Source organism: Myceligenerans salitolerans (genome assembly GCF_017349295.1).
GTDB lineage: Bacteria > Actinomycetota > Actinomycetes > Actinomycetales > Cellulomonadaceae > Myceligenerans > Myceligenerans salitolerans.
Window position 1 is genome coordinate 29,397 of record NZ_JAFMPK010000045.1, and the last position, 17,436, is coordinate 46,832.

Genomic DNA, 17,436 nt, shown 5'->3' on the forward strand with positions numbered 1-17,436 from the left:
TCGCATCCGGGGCCGGTCCATCTATCGGCACTGGATGGAAACTCGCGTGCCGGGACTAACCTCGACTGCTGGACACCACGCTCACCCTTGCCGTCTGACTACGCCCGCGACATCCTCGGCCTTCCAGAAGTGACCGATCGCGCCGGCTCAGGTGGCTGGCCGCAGTCTCCGGCTGTGTGGCGGCTTCTTGCGCGGGCGGTGCCGATGGGGGGTCTCCTTCTCCGAGCGGCGGCTGGCTACAGGTCGGCGATCACACCTAGCTGTTCACCATCGCGACGAGCGCCTCCTACACCCGGTCTCTGGGACCCTGGCGACCGATGAGCAGGAGGACCACGGTGGAGTGCAACGCACAACCTCGACTGCTGGACACCGCGCTCGCCGTACGCAACGGGCACACCTCCCGAGGCTACTTCCAGAACATCAGCGAGAACAGGATCCGATGCGGATGGCGTCTGCTGCTCGTGGTCACGGCGGCCCCAGGCGTACGAGAGTCGTCAGTCGCATCAAGGCTTCCGACTGGCACGCCACCAGGGAGACCCAAGAGCCGTCGTGCCTGGACGATCAAGGCCTCCCGCGCGTGCTTCTGCCTCAACCGCAGCGTCGCCCAATCCGACGGATCGGGCGCCGGTCCCGATCCGAGCACCGCATCCGCAATCGCGTCGTCCGCGAGATGAAGCGTCTCGGCAGCACGCACGACAGGGTCGTTGGCGAGGAGCCGGAGCTTTGTCAGCGCATCGTTCTGCTCGCGGTGTGCTGCCGTTGATCGCGCCCTGAATCGATCGAGGTCGCCTTCAAACCCGGACGCTTGCCGTGCTTCGTAGGCCGATCTGCTCGGACGAGCGAAGCTCGCGTCGAGGAACTGCGTCAACGCATCGAGCACCGAATCGCGCAACCACTGACGCGTCTCCCTTCGCCCTGTCAAATAGAGGGTGATCCCGGACAGCGCTGCCGCTACGAGGGCCGTCGTCGCGCCAGCAATCGTGAAGATGAAGTCCCAGGCGATCGGTCCAGCCGATTGAGTCATGGCCGAAGCCTGCTCGCGGGGCGGTGGCACGTCACGTCTGACACGCAACAATCGTCGCCCTCCACCAAGATCGGCGACCGTCAACTCTGGCGCTGGAACGCTGCTCGGCTCTGCGATCGTCGACGAGATCCAGAAGATCCCTGACCTGCTGTCGATCTGAACGCCATGCCTCCAGCTGAGCCGCCTCGACGCCGTCATCGCCGCGCTGATCCCTAGTAGGCGATGAACTCGAGACTCAGGACGGCGCCCGTAGCTCTGTCTCGCACCGTAACGGTGTACTCGCCGGGGTGGTGGATCCCGTCGTGTCCGGGATAGCCGAACCATTCGAACTCCACGGCCATGTAGCCAACGGCATCGGTCCGCTCGCCATCGGATGCGAGCAGGTTGCAGTTATCGCTGGGCTCGATTTCCGGGCATCCGCCACCCCACTCCGACGCAGGGTCGGCGATTTCTACATCGACGTAGGTATCCGGCGTTGCATCCGCGACCTCGATGAGAATGGTGCGGGGATCTGATGCGGGAAAGTCTGGCGGCGAGAGGCTGAGCCCCATGTTCGGTACCGCATCCTGGTCGCGCGACGGTGCGCGGGCTGTCTCGGAGAGTGCATCTTCGAGTTCCGAAGTCTGGGGTTCGTCGACCGCGTCGTTCCCGGTTGCAGGCGTGACCACATCTTCTGTCGCCTCCGGTTCGGGCTCGTCTCGCCGCTCAGGCGCGTCCGGCGCGACTGATGACTGGGGTGGAATGGGAGAGGCTGGCGCGTTCGTAGGCGACTCGGCAGCTGGCTGCCGTGTTGCCCTGTTCATCAGCCCCGGCATGTCCTTGCCACTGAAGAACGAGACAAGGCCAGCAGCATCTGCAAGGACTCCGAGGACGCCGAGGATGACCGCGGTCAACGTGGTACGCGTGACGACTGTTCTCGAAGTCGGTCCGCTACTGCTCACGTGGCAACTCCGTCTCGGGGATAAGTTGGCAGACCCACATCATCATCGCGGGCAGGTTAGCCAGCCAACGGCACGCCATAGCGGCGAGGTCCGTCACAATTTGAGCATGGCCAGCATCTACTTCGCCACGAAATGACGATATAACACGTCACACCGCTCGCGCCGTCGTGCACGCCGACGACGCCGCATGGGCTCGTCTAGCACCTGGCGTGCTACGGCGCGACGGTGACTCCGACCCTTGGAGCGCAACAGAATCGCTGAGGCGACCTGCCCGCACCAGATGTTCCCGGCCACGCGTGCCCGACTCGCCACGGCGACGCTGGACGGCCTGGCTTCACTGGTAGCGGCGACCTCACGTAGACCGGCGCGGATGCGGTTGTTGGCGCTATTGATCACTGCTGGACACCGCGCTCGCCGGACGCAACGGAAGAGCACACCTCCTGAGGAGGGGTACTGGACTTCAAGCAACCAGCCCTCGGGCATTCCAAACCGTGAGGTAGCTCTGCGCCGGAGCCTACCCTTGCCGACTGACGGCACCCCCGACATAGTCGCGGACCCTGGTGCGCCCCCACGAGGCCGGTTGCTTCGTCAGCCTCGCACGTCACCGTCCGCCTCCCCGAGGTTGAGCCGGATTTCATCCACATTGGGCGTGCCCCGAATGTCGGGTTGGAGGATGCTTGGATTCGTCTTCGGCCAAGTCAGGCGCTGCTGCCTCCGGCCACCTGTCATCCGGTGAACCTTCTGGTGACGCAGCAAGCAAGGAGTCGACTCTTCCCCTGTGGACAGAGGTGACCCAGGTCAGGGCGGAAGCGGACTCGTCCGTTCTCGCGACAGCTAGATGTGATTCGCCCGACGTATCAGAGGCCCTTCAAAATTCTTCAGCCTCATCGACTGTGAGCACCACATCGTCCAGATCATTCAGATCGGATTCAGCGAACTCCGCGCTCAACGTAAAGCGGACGCGATGTGAATCGCTCGCGTGAAAGACGTGGCTGTTCCAGTCTTCCAGCAGGGTTACGTCGTCGTCAGAGACCAAGTAGTCCGATTTGTCAATGAAACCCTCCAGGCTGACGTTGCAGACGACAACGACTCGGATCGTCAACTCGCCGTCGCCTGAGCGGAAGATCTCGGACTCGATCGAACTGTTGTCGGGGAGGATCTCTTCGAACGCCGGCGAATCAAGTGCAGAGCTGATTGGAACGTCGTAGAAGCCGTCGCCCGCGTACGCGCCGAGCGCCTGCTCGACATCAACGCCGTGCAGATCCTTTATCGCAGCATCGACCAGGCCCTCGATTCGCTTGCGGGTGAATGCCTTCTGAAGCACACGGAGTTGCTCGACTTGCGGTTTGATCGACGCATGCGCATTCAGGGCATGTAGCGATGTGACAATGTCGAAGACCTGGTCTGCATGCAGATCCTGGCGCAGGTTAGGATGCAGTTCGCGATTCTTCGGTGAGCAGAAGTCGGTGTGATTGCTCGTCACGAACACAACCGGAATGCTCGGATCGCTGAGCTCATTGCAGAGCCCTCGAATCGTCTCCCAGATCAGCGCGTCGCGGAACCCCTTTCCCTCTCGATCGAAGGGCTTGCGGACATCGAGGTCTCTAGCCATGAGGTCGGCTACTGCAACATCTGGGACGCCCGGAATCTCGACACGTCTCGCGATGAGAAGCTGGCGAGCGAAGTCGTAGAAGACGGCGCGGCGATGCGATGGCACGGTCAGTTCGCACTCGGCTGCGCCAATTTCTATCAGCGCGTCGTTGATGCGCTTGAGTGCGCTATCCATGTCCGCGATGCCCTCACTCAGGCGTTCGGCCCACTGACGCGAAAGCTCGTGAAGGACCACGTCAGGGATGATGAGCCGGAGATGACCGCCCCTGGATAGCTCGAGGAGTATCTTGCTATCTGCGCGAGTGAAGGGCTTGCGGCCGTGCAACGCGTTTGTATCGAGGATCACGACCGGTGTCATGACGGCCAGCATAGGAGACCAAGCCATCCGCATCACCCAGATGCCGATGTCTGGCCAGCACCCTGCCAGCGGACCGCGACCTCGCCGGTGGACGGCCCCTGCACCGCTGGCAAGACCGATCCGGCACCGAGCACGAACGGCGGCAGGTCCGCCCACACGTCCCGCGCACGCGCGGCGCCCCGCGCACCCAGTGGGGACCGATCCGAACAACTGCGCCGGCCGATCACCACCCCTCGGACCTTGGAATGCTAGCGTCCGCGCAGCTCCAATCCGGGACCAGATAGTGAAGACCACCCATGCATGCGGCAGGCCCTACCGCCGTTCCTCATCTCCCCGTTCCCAACCGATTCACCCACCTGCGACCGCTCGAGACCCTGACAAATCGCCCTGGGCCGCGAGATCGCCATACTCGCCCCCAACCCGCGTATCCCGACGTCAGGAGCCCGGTCGGGACCAGCATCCGCCAGATACTCTTCCGGGTTGTCTCTTGGATCTCGGATCTGACCTGGCCATTCACCGAACAGACCGAGGACGACTCCTCCCGGTCGGTCGGGTGGGCGCGGTCGCCCACGGGATCGGGCACACGGGCGGCGACGATCGCGACGTGGTCGTTCTGGCTGTCGGCCAGCCGTGTCCTTCCCCTGGATCGCCACCATGCCGGCAGCACCTCGAGCCCCGGCATCGGTAGATCACTGACGCCCTTACTGCCCTACGGCGGCCCGAGTCCGGCCGCCGATAGAGTGAGGCGCCATGCAGATGCCCGACTTCATGTCATGGGAGTGGCTTTCCGATCCCGGCGGAGTCATCGCCGCCTTGATCGCGGCCGCCGCGATTGCCCTACTCGCGATAGGCCGCAAGAAGATGACCGCGGCCGTAGGGGCCCTTCGGAACCGTCACGCTGAACGGATGCGAGACAAGTATGCGACGCCGTGCGAGCGCGCCCACGTCGATGACCTTCCCCGGTTCGTGCACCCGGCAAGGTTCGAGGTACAGGGCCACGTGGACCCCACGACGAACGCGACTGGATGCGTTCTGGTCAACGTGGGCAAGGGCGACGCCCTCGGCGTCACCGCAGAATCGGATCCGCTAGGAAACGTCGAACTCCGAGGCGCAGCGTCGTGGGACATGATCAAGAGCGGGGCGGCGGAGCCGATCCAACTCACGTGCGACATGTCCGACCTGCTCTTTCCCCAGTCGATCCGGGTCGCATGGCGGGAGGCGGCCGGTGACGTGCACATCGAGGACGCACCGCTGGTCGACGGCGCCGACATTGGCGTCGTAACGCGCTACTAGCGAGCTTCCGAACGATCACAGTAGCCTCGGCCGCTGACCAACAGATCCTCTCGGGCGGAGGCCATCGTGGACCCACCCGCGAGGACCGGCATGTTGGCTTGTGGGCGTTCAGGACAACGGCGCACCATCCCGGAAGGACCCGTCACGCTGGCTCGGTGTCAGCGGGAAGAGCTCGGCGGCGACCCAGTGGGCCATGTCGTATGAGTCGTAGTCGAGCCAGCGCTTCTGCTTGACCTGCACGTCCATCTGAACCCGATCCTTGCGATCATGAGTGACGGTATACAGGGGTTCGAGAGAAACAATCGCAAAGTTCGTCAGCGCCCATTGCGGGGGGAACAACTCGATGATGGGCCTCGCGGAGGCGTGCCTGACGGCCGTCGTGAGCGTCTCAGAGAGCCTTGTGAACACAAACACGACGTCAATCGGCTCCCGCTCGCCTTGGCCGTCGAGCACATCCGCGACCTGTTGGAACGTCATAGCGGCCGGCTTTTCCTCCCACCGCCACTCTTCGAGAATCTCGCCATCGATCGCTTCCAGCCGAATCTCCACGCCACCGGCCGTATCCGGTATCCCGAATGAGATCCGAAGATCGGCGTCATCTGAGACCGGAACCCGAACGGGCCGATCCGAAGTGAGCTTCCGCTCAGCAGCTCTGTGCAGGGCTGTCCGCACAGAGTCTGAGGTCGGGACCGCGTGCCCAAGTTCTGTGAACAAGTCAGCATCGGCGCGCGCCTGACCAGTCGCTGCTTCCGCCACGACCGCGCTCAGATCCGCCAGGGAGGTCACGCGGGCGTCGAGGCCGTCGAATTGCTGTTTCAGGTCTCGGATCGAAGCCTGCGAGTCATCCCGCATGCGGTCCACAGCATCGGCCGTCCGTGCCTCGGCCGCATCGGCCTCCCGTCGAAGTCGCGCGGCGATCCATTCCAGCGGCACAACGAGCAAGACCGCGGCACCGAGATTGACCAGCAGGTTCTCCAGCCACGGCCACCAGTCGGGCACCCGCTCTCGCCACAGCAGCGCGTCGCCCCAGAACGATCCCGCCAGAAGAAGAACCGCAACGATCACGGCAACCACAACCGTCAACCACACGCGGTGCTTGCGCCCACGACCCGCTCCGGATTCCGTCACGCGGACATGTTTGCAGAAGACCAGCCGAGAGGGCGAGGCTCGCGCGAGCTCAACCCACCGCGGATCCACTACAGCCGCTCGCTGGGGCCGGCGCTCGGCGTCGACGTCCTGGCCGCCTCCGGGTTCGCACGCGAGCAGCTCGGCTTCGACCCGCAAACCAGCCGACCGTCAGCGAGTGGCTGTCGGTCACGGTGCGCGCCAAGGCACCAAGCCATGAGCACGCAGGCAGGCCCCACGGACTTGCCGGTGGCACACCTCCCATCAGCCTCGATCCGTAACTTGGTGGGTGGCCCGGGAGGGCGGTCGGGAAGCATGCGATGCTCATGCCGTGGAAGTGCACCGTGAGCTGGCTCACGAGCCGAGATCGGGCTCTCGCGATGAACAGCCGCACTACAGCAAGGCGCGGGAGGTACTCGTAGCGTGGTGCACGCCTTTCATCGAGCCGCGGTTGGCAGATGCTGAGAGGGGGGATCGCCACCAACGCCACGCGCTGATCAGGACGGATGGGGCTGGGCTGGTTCCGACCGGCCACGCCTCCTCCACGCCCACAGGGGCCGGCCCATCCGCCATCGCCAAAGCGCGCACACGCGCACTCCACCTCCGCGCTTGCCCGATCTCGAAGAACGAGAGCTGACGAGTCTCCCCCGGTACCAGTGCCATCACATGCTCCACGAGACACATCGTGCCAGGGCGCCCTGCCGCCACGGCACGGGCCACGATGACGAACCAGCCCGGCCTTGCCCTAGAGCACCGTGTTACCCGCGACGGCGATTCTCGGCGACCTCAGCGCGTACTTGACCAGCACCTCGCCCAGAAGGCGGGGCCAAGGCTCCGTAGCGTCCGCGCGCCGAAGCTCATCACGGAGTCGGAACGAATCAACAGCTGTGACCCCAGTTAATGAACCCAGGGGTTGGTGGGATCAACCCTGGCGAGTTTGCGCTTCAGTTCACTCAGCCATTTTTGGTTACCAAGGTGTGTCACCCCAGACACAACAAGAGGGTTGTACTTCTCACGTTCCAGTTCCTTGATCTCGTCCTCCCAGGCCCTCACCTGACGGGTGAGAGCGTCACCGGAGACTTGCGGCTGAGATCGGTGACGGGGTACTTCTGTGACAATCCGCCAGGTCCCGTCCTCGTTCCACTCCACATCGGGAACCGCCCTCCGTGCACCAGCGCGGCCCATGTCGTATCCCCAGGCTGCACTCTTCCTGATGACATCTTCGATCCCCTCCCGGGTGTCCGATCGCTGTTTCGAGGTTCGATGGTCGGCAGCATGGACACGCCGAGCAGCCTCGATAACGGTCTTCAGGAGACGCTTCCGTGCGGCCTCCGGCTCCGAGTCGAACCGACGCTGAATTGGCAGAACGGTCGACTGCGGAACGCCGAGTGCTTGGGCGATAGCCGCCAGGTCGTCCAGAGGTTCGACACTCAGAGGGACCTCAGGGTCCGTCGCCACGCCTCCGATCGACGGAGCCTCCGAACCTTCCTCTTCGATCGAGGTGGCGTACTCGTCGGCAACCGACGCGTCGCCCGAATCAGCATCTGATTCCGGCGGGTCCGCAGCGGCGCTGGAATCGCTGGCCGGGCTGTCACCGGTGGCACCCAATTGCAGGAAGGCGGGCCCCAATCCCTCCTCCAGCTGCCGCGTCCGCTCTCCAAACTGAAAGGCTGTGCCGAAGCCCTCGGCGCGCAGCAGTTGTCCCAGTTTGTCCCGAAGCGGTGATCGGAGCCAGAACAGACTCGCGGCGACAACGGCCGGCCAGGCCAAAGCCTTGAGGTACTCCAGTGCCAGATCTGGGTCTGTGATCACGTACTTGAACAGTGCCCAGACGAGTACGCCACTGGCAACCACTGCGAGGAGGAGTACTGCGCCGCGGCCACGTCTCGTACGTCCGCCGGGAGCGTCCAAGGCATCCACATCCATGTCTCAAGTCTGAGGGAAGCGCCGGCTCGTCGGCACCGAACATGCTCTCACCTCACCCATTTCGAACGTGAGTTCTCACAACCTGCTCGCTCCGATGCCTGAACGCGGCGCGCGAGCCCGGCTCACCTTGCTGCGAATTGGGCCGAACGCCGCCCCACCTGATCCTCGACATGCACGGCGCCGGAGAGGACACCATCGAGTGCGCGATCTCGGTCACCGCCGCGACACCGTAACCGCAACGCCGCCCTGTATGCGGCGGCGGCTTGGCCCCAACCTGAGGGCGTCACGACTCGTGTGCGGATCGGCGCAGGCGGACGCGTTCGTCGATCACCTTGCCGGATTCGCCGAGGCACACGCCCTGTTCAACGGGAGCGACCGCGATGCTGCGGCTGCCAACCGCCGATGATCACGTCGGGCAGTCCTGGATGCGTTGAGGGTCACGTCGGTCTGAACCGTCATTTCTGGGCGGACGGCCATCCAGGTCGCGATGGTCACGAGCCGCCCGGCCCGAGCTTCCGAGCATGGAGTCAGGAGGTGTCGCCACGTCGACCAAGACTTCGGGGAGGGCGGTCGCGATGGATCGCAGCGCGAGGCCGTGCTCCCAGGTATCCTCGAAGCTGTTTGGCCGGTAGAGATACCAGCCGTCCGTTCATCTTTGCTGACTCCAGATGCAGGAAAAGCGTCCTCTATCTGGGCGACCGCAAGTCTGAGCGTTACGGCGAACCCGACCGAGCGGATACTCGGACACGCGACGAAGGCGGGATGTCTTCGTTGCGCGCGCTGGCGGTAACCGTTGCATCGTGCTGCCCTGCGGGAACTCCCGGGCTCCGCGTGGGACGCGATGTGGCGTTTGCTGCGAGTCGGGGATCGACTCAGCCGGCGAAGAGTGTTGCGGTTGACCCTGTCGGGGCGCCGACCGGGCGGCGTTCCTGAGAGGTGAACGCCGTGCAGCTAGACGACGTGCAACAATTCGTCGAATCACTCTCCTTGGCGTCAAGAGGCACCCTTGCGCTGATCGCCACGCTTGTGTTCGTTGCCTGGGTCCTGCAGTCGGAAGAACGGTCACGTCGCCTTGAACGCCTGCTGAAGGCTTGCCGACGTGGCCACGAGGACCGCTGACGCAACGCCCACATCACGCTGCCCCCGAGCACCGGAGGGGTCTCCTGCACGGGTAGGTGACACCTGACTTGTGGCGTTGTATGGCGCTGCTGAGAGGACTTGGCGTCGTTTGCCTGGGCGTGGACGGGCGACGGCCGGTTCGCTCCTCCGCGATAGTCGGGCCAGCGCAACTGGACCGCGTCGTCTTCCCAGAAGCAGATCCCGCAGATCTCGTATGAGCCGGGTAGCTGATCGAACACCTGGTGTCCGCAGCACGGGCATGGGAACCGGTCGCTCAGCGGTACTCCGCGGTGACCTCGATCAGCCCGAGAATGTTCTCGTTCAGCTCCTCCAAGTCCTCGGCCGGGATCCAGTACTCCAGGATCGTCGCGCCACCCACCTGCTGGACCGCATACCCGTCCAGGAAGGTCTTGGCGACGTCGAACCGCGTCACAAAGCCCGCGCCGGAGTGCTTCACGTTCCAGTCCCGGGCGATCCGGGTGGCGTAGTCCTCGTTCAGCACCGGATAGAAGATCGGCTGGTCCGGTAGCCGGGGCGGCCACGCCCGCCACCCGGACGCCTCCACCAGCGCCAGCTCCTTCGGCCCGGTCGGCCGCCACAACGTCACCGTCTCCATGCGCGCATCCTGACAGTGCGCCTCCCCGTTCGTCACGGCCAATCCCGGCGGTCGACCCTGCTGTGCCACACCGCAGGTCAGGTGGCGGCAGAGGCGACCGAACTCATGTCGGGCACGAGCCAGGTGCGGTCATCACGGACTCGCAGGGTGAACTCATGGATCGTCCGGCCGGTGTGGGTGCGCAGCGTCAGGCTGGTGAGCGCGGTGGGGTCGACCGGGGTCCACATCTCGGGGGCATCATCCAAGTCTGCGCGCTCGACCGGTACAGCACGCGCTGCGGCGATCGCGCCCGCAAGGAGGCGGGAGCCCTCGACGGCGAGCCGGCCGAACAGGCCGTCTGAAGGTGCGATCCCGGTCACGATGAACCGGGCCACTGGCTGGCCGTTGTCGTGGAGTGTCCACTCGTTCACAACTGGTTCGCGGGTCTCACGCGTCGCCAGCCCTTCACGCAGTGCCTCGACCGTCGCCTCCACGCCCTGGTACTGCGGCCAAGGAAAGTACTCCCCCCAAGCTCCGAACACCTGGCCGTCGGCCGGGACCAAGGCCGCGAACCGGCCACCCGACACAGGGGCGGCCATCGCGACGAGGCGAGCTTCAGGGTCTCGGATCGGCCTCGTCCGCAGGTGCAAGACCGAATGGCTGAACACCGGGAACAACCCGCCCACGAGCGGGTCCTTCCGCAACCGTGCCACGAGTTCGACAGCCCACGTCTCGCGGCGGCGCGCGGCCACGGCGAGCCGGTCCCACAGGTGCTCGCGCCACACCTCCGCCGGAGCATCCGGATCCGGTTGAAGCAGTGTCGTCTTCTCCACGACGATCACGTCCAGCATCGTCATGGCCTGCCACCGCTCCAGATCCGGCTCGGTGCCCGTGAGCTCGGCGGCCAGAAGCGTCCAGGCGGTCCCGTGCCCGACCAGGACCACATCCCTACCGGAGTGTTCCGCCATGATCCGTCCCACGGCCGCGACCACCCGTGACCGTGTCTGCGCGATCGACTCCCATCCCGCCCGAACCTCCGAGTACGGTTGCGCGAAGGCTTGCCGGATGGCGTCGGCGAAGTCCGGCAGCCAGGTCGTCTCGCCGCGATCGTGCTCCCGCAGGTCTGTCACCATCGGAACCTCACGCCCGGCGAGCAGGAATGCGGTGCGCGCCGCCTTCGGCTCGGGCGAGGTGAACCAGACCGCGCCCTGCGGCCACGGCGCCCGCGCCGCGAGCTCCGTCACCTCGTGCTCGTGGTCGGGATCCAGGAGCCACGTCGAGGCCGGAACCGCCGGATCAAGGAGCGGCCGCCCGTGACGGACCAGGAAGACAACCACCGCGCCAGCCTAGAACGCCCTCAGCAGGTCGAGTGAATCAGCGCAGCAACCATGCGGGTCGCGGCAAGCTCGTTGTAGAGGGCGACGGCGTCCTCGGTGGCCGCCACGTACACCTCCATGCCAAGCAACGCGGGACCCCCAGCGCCAGACTGGGTATGACTTTCCGCTCTTGTCGCAGGAAAGGCGCAACCGTACACAGAGGAGGCTGCCACCAAGGCGATCGCAGCCCGAACAGGATTCTCAACTCGCGCGGTCCGCAGTGAGCCATACACCGCTGAGAAGCGCGCCGGCGACGGTGGAAAGGTCATCGTCTGGCGCGCTGAGATCCTCCGCGCGATCGGTGCCGACCTTCCCGATCTCTCGTTCGGCCGCAACGGCTGGGCGGTCGTCGATCACGACGAGCTTTTCGGTGAGCCGCAGGACGCAGAAGGGGAAGCCGCCCGCGGCGGGCGTTCGCGCGGTGCGGGTTTCCTCCTCAACGCAGAGGCGCGCCGGGTCATCGAGCGGCGAGCGATCGATGTCGTCCTGAATTGGTGCAGCACGAACGGTTGGGCCGACGTGCGAGATGTCGGAGCGATCGAGTCGTACGACATCGTCGGGAAGGTCGACGGCGTCGAGCGGCGGATCGAGGTTAAGGGGACCACGGGCGAGGCGGATGCGGTGGCGGTGACCCGCCGCGAGGTCGAGGTCGCCACCAGCGACAAGAACCACCTGATGATCATCGTCCACGGCATCACCACAGGACTCGACGGCTCGGGAACGCTGGTCGCCCACGGCGGCCAGATCATCGTTCACGACCCATGGCTCCCCACCGACGACGAGCTGACACCGATCAGCTTTTGGTGGCAGCGCGCGCAGTGACGAGCACACCGTCAAGGGACGCGGTTTGCGCTCTTTCTTCGCGTGCCTCGCACCGCCCGCAGTCGCCAGGCTGGTATGACTTTCCGTTCCTCCGCGAGAAGGTACAAGGTCACACAGATCGCATTCTTCCGGTACCCAAGGTCGCCGGACGCAACGGAAGAGCACACCTCCTGAGGAGGGGTACTGGACTTCAAGCAACCAGCCCTCGGGCATTCCAAACCGTGAGGTAGCTCTGCGCCGGAGCCTACCCTTGCCGACTGACGGCACCCCCGACATAGTCGCGGACCCTGGTGCGCCCCCACGAGGCCGGTTGCTTCGTCAGCCTCGCACGTCACCGTCCGCCTCCCCGAGGTTGAGCCGGATTTCATCCACATTGGGCGTGCCCCGAATGTCGGGTTGGAGGATGCTTGGATTCGCAGGAGTTCAGGCTGATCGAGGAGAAGCGGATGCACCCGCCGGCGCTGTACTACCCCTACATCCATGTGCGGGACGAGGACTGGCTCAAGACCGCGGCCCTCTACTGGCCTGCGGTCCACCGCCTGGTCCCTGCGGGCTACCCGATCGACGACACGGCAACAGCGCGGGCGTTCGCTGACGCCGAAGTGCTTCGCAATGAGAACCCGGGCCTGTACGTTTTCGAGGCGGAGTCGAGTTTCGAGTCGGCGCTTGCCAGGAACGTCGACCTGCTCGAGGCGCGTTTTCGTGTCCACGACGCCGAGCACGTCCCCCATCCGGACTTCGTCCCGTCACCGAACATGGCGATCGGTGTACGTCCAGAGAATCTGGGCTGGATCCATGTCCAGAAGATCCCGCCGTCGCTTGTCGACGAGTTCGTGGCCAGAGGGTTCGCGATCCGAGGGCGTCCTGACCCGAATACCGGGAGGGATTGGGGGTCTCACACGCCCGGGCGCGAGTGGGTCGGGTTCCATCGTGCAGTTGCGGGTGCATACATGACAGCCCTTGCCAGCCAAGTCAGCGGACAGGGGCGCTTCCAGCCGCTCACCGACGTGGATGACCTTCGAAAGACCATCCCTCATCCCGACGTCGAAGCCGCTCTGCGACTACTGACCGGGGTGGCCCCGGCCAAGCCTGAGGCTACCGAGGCGTACGTCATGCTGGCGCTCGAAACCGTCCTGCCCACCAACCTCGACCAGGTCCCAGTCGAGGCGATCCTCCGCTGCCGAGAAGAACTCCAGCCCAAGCTCGAAGCCTTCCGATCACACGTGGACGCCCAGGTCGACGAGCTCAGGCAGATCGCGGCTGTCCCTGCGGAACACCGGCGCCTTGAGGAGTTCGCCAGGCATGTGCAAGGCACGATCGAGCAGCCGTTGCGCGACCTTGAACGGGACCTCCGACTGCTCAAGCTGGAGACCGTCCGCTCTCTCGTTACTACCTCCACCTACGCACCACCAGCCATCATCGGCGCCGGCCTAACCTACCTGGCAGAACCAGCCGCCACAGTGGCCGGATCAGTAGCGGCAGCGATAGGCAAGGCATGGTGGGACGTACGCCAAGGGGGCGCCACCATCCGCAGCAACTCCCCTGTTGGGTTCCTCCTCGACGTACGCCACCAACTCACGCCAGCCAGCGCTGGACAACGCTTCGAGCGCCTCTTTCGACGAGGCAGATGAACTGCTGCCCACAGGCTGTGGGATCCGCTCGGGCTACTTGGCGGCTTCGTGGGACGCCATGGCGAGCGAGGCGCTTCCAGGAGAGGAGTACGTCTTCTGGGACGAGGGAGGCGATTCTGTCTGCAAGTCGCTCACCGCCACCTACAAGGAGCAGTAGGCCCAGAATGCATCGTAATGGCCAGATTGTAGGCCGAAGGGGCAACGAGGCGCTCATCACCGGCTCCACGACGGGTCCATGAGCCTCCAAGATTCCTGCGGGGCGCTCCGGCCCCGCGGCCTCTATCGTGAGATGCGGTAGCCATCGCAGGGGGGGGGTACGCCGGTCCGCGAGAACGGTCGACGGGACTGGAAAGGCACGTGGCGAAGACCATCTGGGATCAACTCGCAGACGACGCCGAGTTCCTGCTTGCCACGCTGGACCCGAGTTGGGTGGACGAGCAGGTGGCAAACGTCCGTAGCTTCGAGGACAAGCTGGAGCGTAGCGGCGGTCGTCTGAAGGGATCGCGTACCTTTCACCCACTGGCCGTCAATGTGAGCAACTATCAAGCCGCCCCGGATGGCGAAGCCGCCTACAAGAGCATGGGAAAGAACTTTCTCCGGCTCGCGAGGGCAGGGAACGCTCTTCGGACCCTCGCCGGCGTCCCCGGTCTGGACGAGCGCGTCAAGAACCTGACACGAGGCGATGGCGCTCTCCACTACTCGACCGAGTTCGAGCTGATCTCTGCTGCGGTCTACGTCAGTACAGGCCATTCGGTCGAGTTCGTCCCGGAGACCGACACGCCTACTTTCGACCGGCTGGTCGACGGAACGGTCGAGGTCGAGTGCAAGCAGGCCACGCCATTCACACGACAGCAGCTACAGGCAGCCAGTCTTTGGACGCTGCTCGACCGACAGATCCGCAAGGCACTTGACCGGCACGAGGGGGTCTTCTACGTGCACGCCACGGTGCCCGACCTGCCGGATCAGGATCTCATCGCTGACATACTCGCCGAGGTCAAGCAGCTGGCCGACAAGGACGCTCCTAGCGCGAGCCAGACACATGGCGATGTCCAGTACCACTACATGCGGAAGCAACCGAAGAGGCTCAAGGACCGCAGCGGGTTCGGCGGGGACATCCCGCATTGGTTTCCCGGGCAGGCAGACCACTTGAAGATCGAGGCATCGGCGATCGTGGAAAGCTCAGGCACCATGGACAGCGGGAAACTCCATGCCCTCGCCTTCGACAGTCGAAAGCCGCATCCCGATCCCGGACAGATCCTCGTGGATCAACTGCGCAAGGCGAAGCCGCAGTTCACCGGAAACCGGCCCGCCGTCATTCACGCCGACATCACCGGCGCCCTGGGGCGTTCGCGGCTTCAGCTGGGCGATACAGAGGTGGCGAACGAGGTCCGCGAGTGGCTGCAACGCCACGGCGAGGTCACAGCAGTCCAACGTCTCCGCCCCGCCATCTGATGGCTCGATCGCCCAACCTGCCATTCGCGTCGAGCGCAACCCCAAGCCTGACCATCAGCTCCCCATCCCCTTCCTCGGCGTCGACTGGACCACCCGCCCCCTACCAGGAAGCCAAGGCCACAGCTGAGAGGCCGTGGAGAGGGGTCCAACGCAACTGCCCAAGCAACGGCAGACCTTCCTGCTCGAGAACGCAGCGGAAGCGTTCGCGCCAGCCCATGGCTCGTTCCCGCTCGACACCGAGTCCAAGGCGATCCACCCGTCCAGATGGTTGACGTAGGAGAACGCCGACTCGAACCGACGATGGGCGGCACGGCTCGCCAGTCCGTACAGCTCGCACCCCCGCAGGTGCGATGCGCCGCCGACGCTCCGGGAGCAAGCGGACTGTGTCGTCGACGGTTGCTCCGCGAGGGAGCGGTCGGGGCTTTCGTGCGCTACTCCGGTTCCGAGACGTCTTCGACGGGAACGGATTTACTTTCGTCATCGAGCCCAAGCAGGGCGTTTAGAGCAACAAGGCACATGACCGCTATGACGGCAACAGCAATGACGGCCGAGACTTTTTCGGCGTTGGCAGAAAGGTCAAAGACCGTGGCGGCAATCATGTTAATCTCCACCCCAATCGCAACTCCTACCAGTCCACTCGATAGCCGTATCCTCCTGCGCAACCCCCGGGTATCGCGCTTCTGCTTTCGGAAGGCATCTTGCGCACTCCGCAAGTAGCCTCCGATCTCCTTCTCAATCTTTCTCACCTCGGCGGATTCAGCACTCTCTGGCGCCAGAAATTCCTTAGAGTGCAGAAGATTCACGATCTTGTAGTAGGAGGAATTGACCACTTCGTCCCCATCCTTGGAAGCTGCCTTTAGTCTCGTCACAAGGGCACCGGTGGCCAAGTAGCGCGACTCGATTACGAGAAGGATTAGAAGAACCGGAATAACTTGGGCAGCGAGCCCAAAGAACGGTTGCAGGTCGTCAGCGAACACGTCCGACAGTCTAGGAGCTGGCCGGCAGAAAACGCGGAAGGCCTCCGCGGGCCCGCGTGAGACTGGCGGCAAATCGAGATCGGTCGGGCCGCATGGTCGCCGGACGCAACGAAAAAGCACACCTGCCAAGAGGTTCTGGACTGGACTTCGGCAACCAGCTCTCGGGTATTGCATGCCGTGAGGAGGCTCTGCGCCGGAGCCCTCCCCTGCTGTCTAACGGCGCCCGCGACATACTCGCAGATCCCCTTGGACCCTGTGGCCGCGCCCTTCGTGCTGCGGCACGGGCTCGGCCGGCGGCAGATCCCGAAGGAGTCGTTGGGCGTCTCTGGCGTGATCTGCTGGCGCAGGCTGGCTGAGTGAACAGCGGCCGGGGTCTCCTGACATCGTCTTTCCCTCGCCACCGGGGCCAGTCTTCGGCCACTCACGCGCATAGTGACAATGTCCCGAGGCTAGGTTTCAGCCGCTCCGTCGGACGAGGGCTCGGGTGTCTCCGCGCGCGCGGGAATGGAGCGCGCTCGCCTCCCGAGCCTGCGCACGCCGTCGAGTGCGAACCCGAGTATGCCGATACCAGCAACGACGACGAGCAGAGGCCAGAGGTTGTCCGTGTCGGCGAGGACCCAGGCGACACCAGCCGCGACGGCCATAAGCGCGGCAACGAACAGCGCGGCCCATCCGAACTCGGACCGGGTACCGCCCTCCATTTTCGCGAGCATGTCGGTCCGGGGCGGGACGACTTTCGCGTGCTTGACGTACTCGGCACGGATTCGCTCGCGCTCGACGTACATGCGCACGGCTCGCCGCACACCCTGCTGCGCAGCGACGAGCACGACTGCGGCGGACGCAAGCACGCTTCCCATGTCCTCACGACGGGTCACCTGCAGGACGATCACCACGGCTCCGCCCCCAAGCCAGACCGCGCCCTCGGCGATGTGCCGGATGGGCACGAGCGTGCTCGCGACCAGGGACCCGGCTGCACGGTCTCGGATCGCTTCGAGCGTGCTGCGGCGGTTGCGGTTCTTCTCCATGTCAAGCAACTCGGTCGTCCACGTGACGATGCGACGCATCCTCGCGCGCAGTGTGAACTGATCGATCGCAACGACGACCGCAACGAGCGAAGCGAGGCCCGCGAGTACGCCGCCAACGGTCGCTACCAGGTCCTCAACGTCCTCCACCTGCGGACTGTCTC

At 64.8% G+C, this 17,436-nt stretch carries 14 protein-coding genes; 4 read left to right on the forward strand and 10 right to left on the reverse strand.

Annotated features, from left to right (window positions below):
• Window positions 1-406: 406 nt before the first annotated feature.
• The 3 genes from J0911_RS12575 to J0911_RS12585 form a co-directional block, all read right to left on the reverse strand.
• On the reverse strand, window positions 407-1,024 hold the full coding sequence (locus J0911_RS12575; protein ID WP_207275812.1) for a hypothetical protein: 618 nt from the start codon (window positions 1,022-1,024) through the stop codon (window positions 407-409).
• A gap of 212 nt (window positions 1,025-1,236) precedes the next feature.
• Window positions 1,237-1,965 (reverse strand): hypothetical protein, encoded by a 729-nt coding sequence (locus tag J0911_RS12580; RefSeq protein WP_207275813.1) that lies wholly within the window; start codon window positions 1,963-1,965, stop codon window positions 1,237-1,239.
• Window positions 1,966-2,833: 868 nt separating this feature from the next.
• On the reverse strand, window positions 2,834-3,934 hold the full coding sequence (locus tag J0911_RS12585; RefSeq protein WP_207275814.1) for a PIN domain-containing protein: 1,101 nt from the start codon (window positions 3,932-3,934) through the stop codon (window positions 2,834-2,836).
• Between the two features lie 750 nt (window positions 3,935-4,684).
• Here J0911_RS12585 and J0911_RS12590 point away from each other — a divergent pair.
• On the forward strand, window positions 4,685-5,227 hold the full coding sequence (locus J0911_RS12590) for a hypothetical protein (protein WP_207275815.1): 543 nt from the start codon (window positions 4,685-4,687) through the stop codon (window positions 5,225-5,227).
• 108 nt (window positions 5,228-5,335) lie between these two features.
• Here J0911_RS12590 and J0911_RS12595 read toward each other — a convergent pair whose 3' ends face one another.
• The 5 genes from J0911_RS12595 to J0911_RS12615 form a co-directional block, all read right to left on the reverse strand.
• A complete protein-coding gene (locus J0911_RS12595; RefSeq protein ID WP_207275816.1) occupies window positions 5,336-6,355 on the reverse strand; it encodes a hypothetical protein in 1,020 nt (339 codons plus the stop codon).
• 894 nt (window positions 6,356-7,249) lie between these two features.
• Window positions 7,250-8,278: a hypothetical protein gene (locus J0911_RS12600; RefSeq protein ID WP_207275817.1), complete on the reverse strand. Its 1,029-nt coding sequence runs from the start codon at window positions 8,276-8,278 to the stop codon at window positions 7,250-7,252.
• Window positions 8,279-9,150: 872 nt separating this feature from the next.
• Window positions 9,151-9,636 (reverse strand): CPCC family cysteine-rich protein, encoded by a 486-nt coding sequence (locus J0911_RS12605; protein WP_372434875.1) that lies wholly within the window; start codon window positions 9,634-9,636, stop codon window positions 9,151-9,153.
• 35 nt (window positions 9,637-9,671) lie between these two features.
• Window positions 9,672-10,013 carry a hypothetical protein gene (locus J0911_RS12610; protein WP_207275818.1) on the reverse strand — a complete coding sequence of 114 codons (342 nt, stop codon included), beginning with the start codon at window positions 10,011-10,013 and terminating at the stop codon, window positions 9,672-9,674.
• Window positions 10,014-10,090: 77 nt separating this feature from the next.
• Window positions 10,091-11,329, reverse strand: coding sequence for a histidine phosphatase family protein (locus J0911_RS12615; RefSeq protein WP_207275819.1), 1,239 nt, complete (start codon window positions 11,327-11,329; stop codon window positions 10,091-10,093).
• Between the two features lie 558 nt (window positions 11,330-11,887).
• On the opposite strand from J0911_RS12615, the gene J0911_RS21350 reads away from it, so the two are divergent.
• The 3 genes from J0911_RS21350 to J0911_RS12630 all read left to right on the forward strand — a co-directional run bounded on the left by J0911_RS21350 (window position 11,888) and on the right by J0911_RS12630 (window position 15,273).
• Entirely contained in the window at window positions 11,888-12,190 is a 303-nt protein-coding gene (locus tag J0911_RS21350) for a protein NO VEIN domain-containing protein (RefSeq protein ID WP_504739185.1), read from the forward strand.
• Between the two features lie 407 nt (window positions 12,191-12,597).
• Window positions 12,598-13,821: a DUF6236 family protein gene (locus J0911_RS12625; protein ID WP_207275820.1), complete on the forward strand. Its 1,224-nt coding sequence runs from the start codon at window positions 12,598-12,600 to the stop codon at window positions 13,819-13,821.
• Between the two features lie 357 nt (window positions 13,822-14,178).
• A complete protein-coding gene (locus tag J0911_RS12630) occupies window positions 14,179-15,273 on the forward strand; it encodes a hypothetical protein (RefSeq protein WP_207275821.1) in 1,095 nt (364 codons plus the stop codon).
• 431 nt (window positions 15,274-15,704) lie between these two features.
• Here the strand turns inward: J0911_RS12630 and J0911_RS12635 are convergent, their stop codons facing one another.
• Window positions 15,705-16,250: a hypothetical protein gene (locus J0911_RS12635; RefSeq protein ID WP_207275822.1), complete on the reverse strand. Its 546-nt coding sequence runs from the start codon at window positions 16,248-16,250 to the stop codon at window positions 15,705-15,707.
• 449 nt (window positions 16,251-16,699) lie between these two features.
• A complete protein-coding gene (locus J0911_RS12640; protein ID WP_207275823.1) occupies window positions 16,700-17,422 on the reverse strand; it encodes a hypothetical protein in 723 nt (240 codons plus the stop codon).
• Between the last annotated feature and the right edge of the window lie 14 nt (window positions 17,423-17,436).

Bases quoted from the DNA above. Each gene is read 5' to 3' on its own strand.
- J0911_RS12575 (WP_207275812.1), bottom strand. From the start codon at position 1,024: ATGACTCAATCGGCTGGACCGATCGCCTGGGACTTCATCTTCACGATT.
- J0911_RS12585 (WP_207275814.1), bottom strand. From the start codon at position 3,934: ATGACACCGGTCGTGATCCTCGATACAAACGCGTTGCACGGCCGCAAG.
- J0911_RS12590 (WP_207275815.1), top strand. From the start codon at position 4,685: ATGCAGATGCCCGACTTCATGTCATGGGAGTGGCTTTCCGATCCCGGC.
- J0911_RS12600 (WP_207275817.1), bottom strand. From the start codon at position 8,278: ATGGATGTGGATGCCTTGGACGCTCCCGGCGGACGTACGAGACGTGGC.
- J0911_RS12610 (WP_207275818.1), bottom strand. From the start codon at position 10,013: ATGGAGACGGTGACGTTGTGGCGGCCGACCGGGCCGAAGGAGCTGGCG.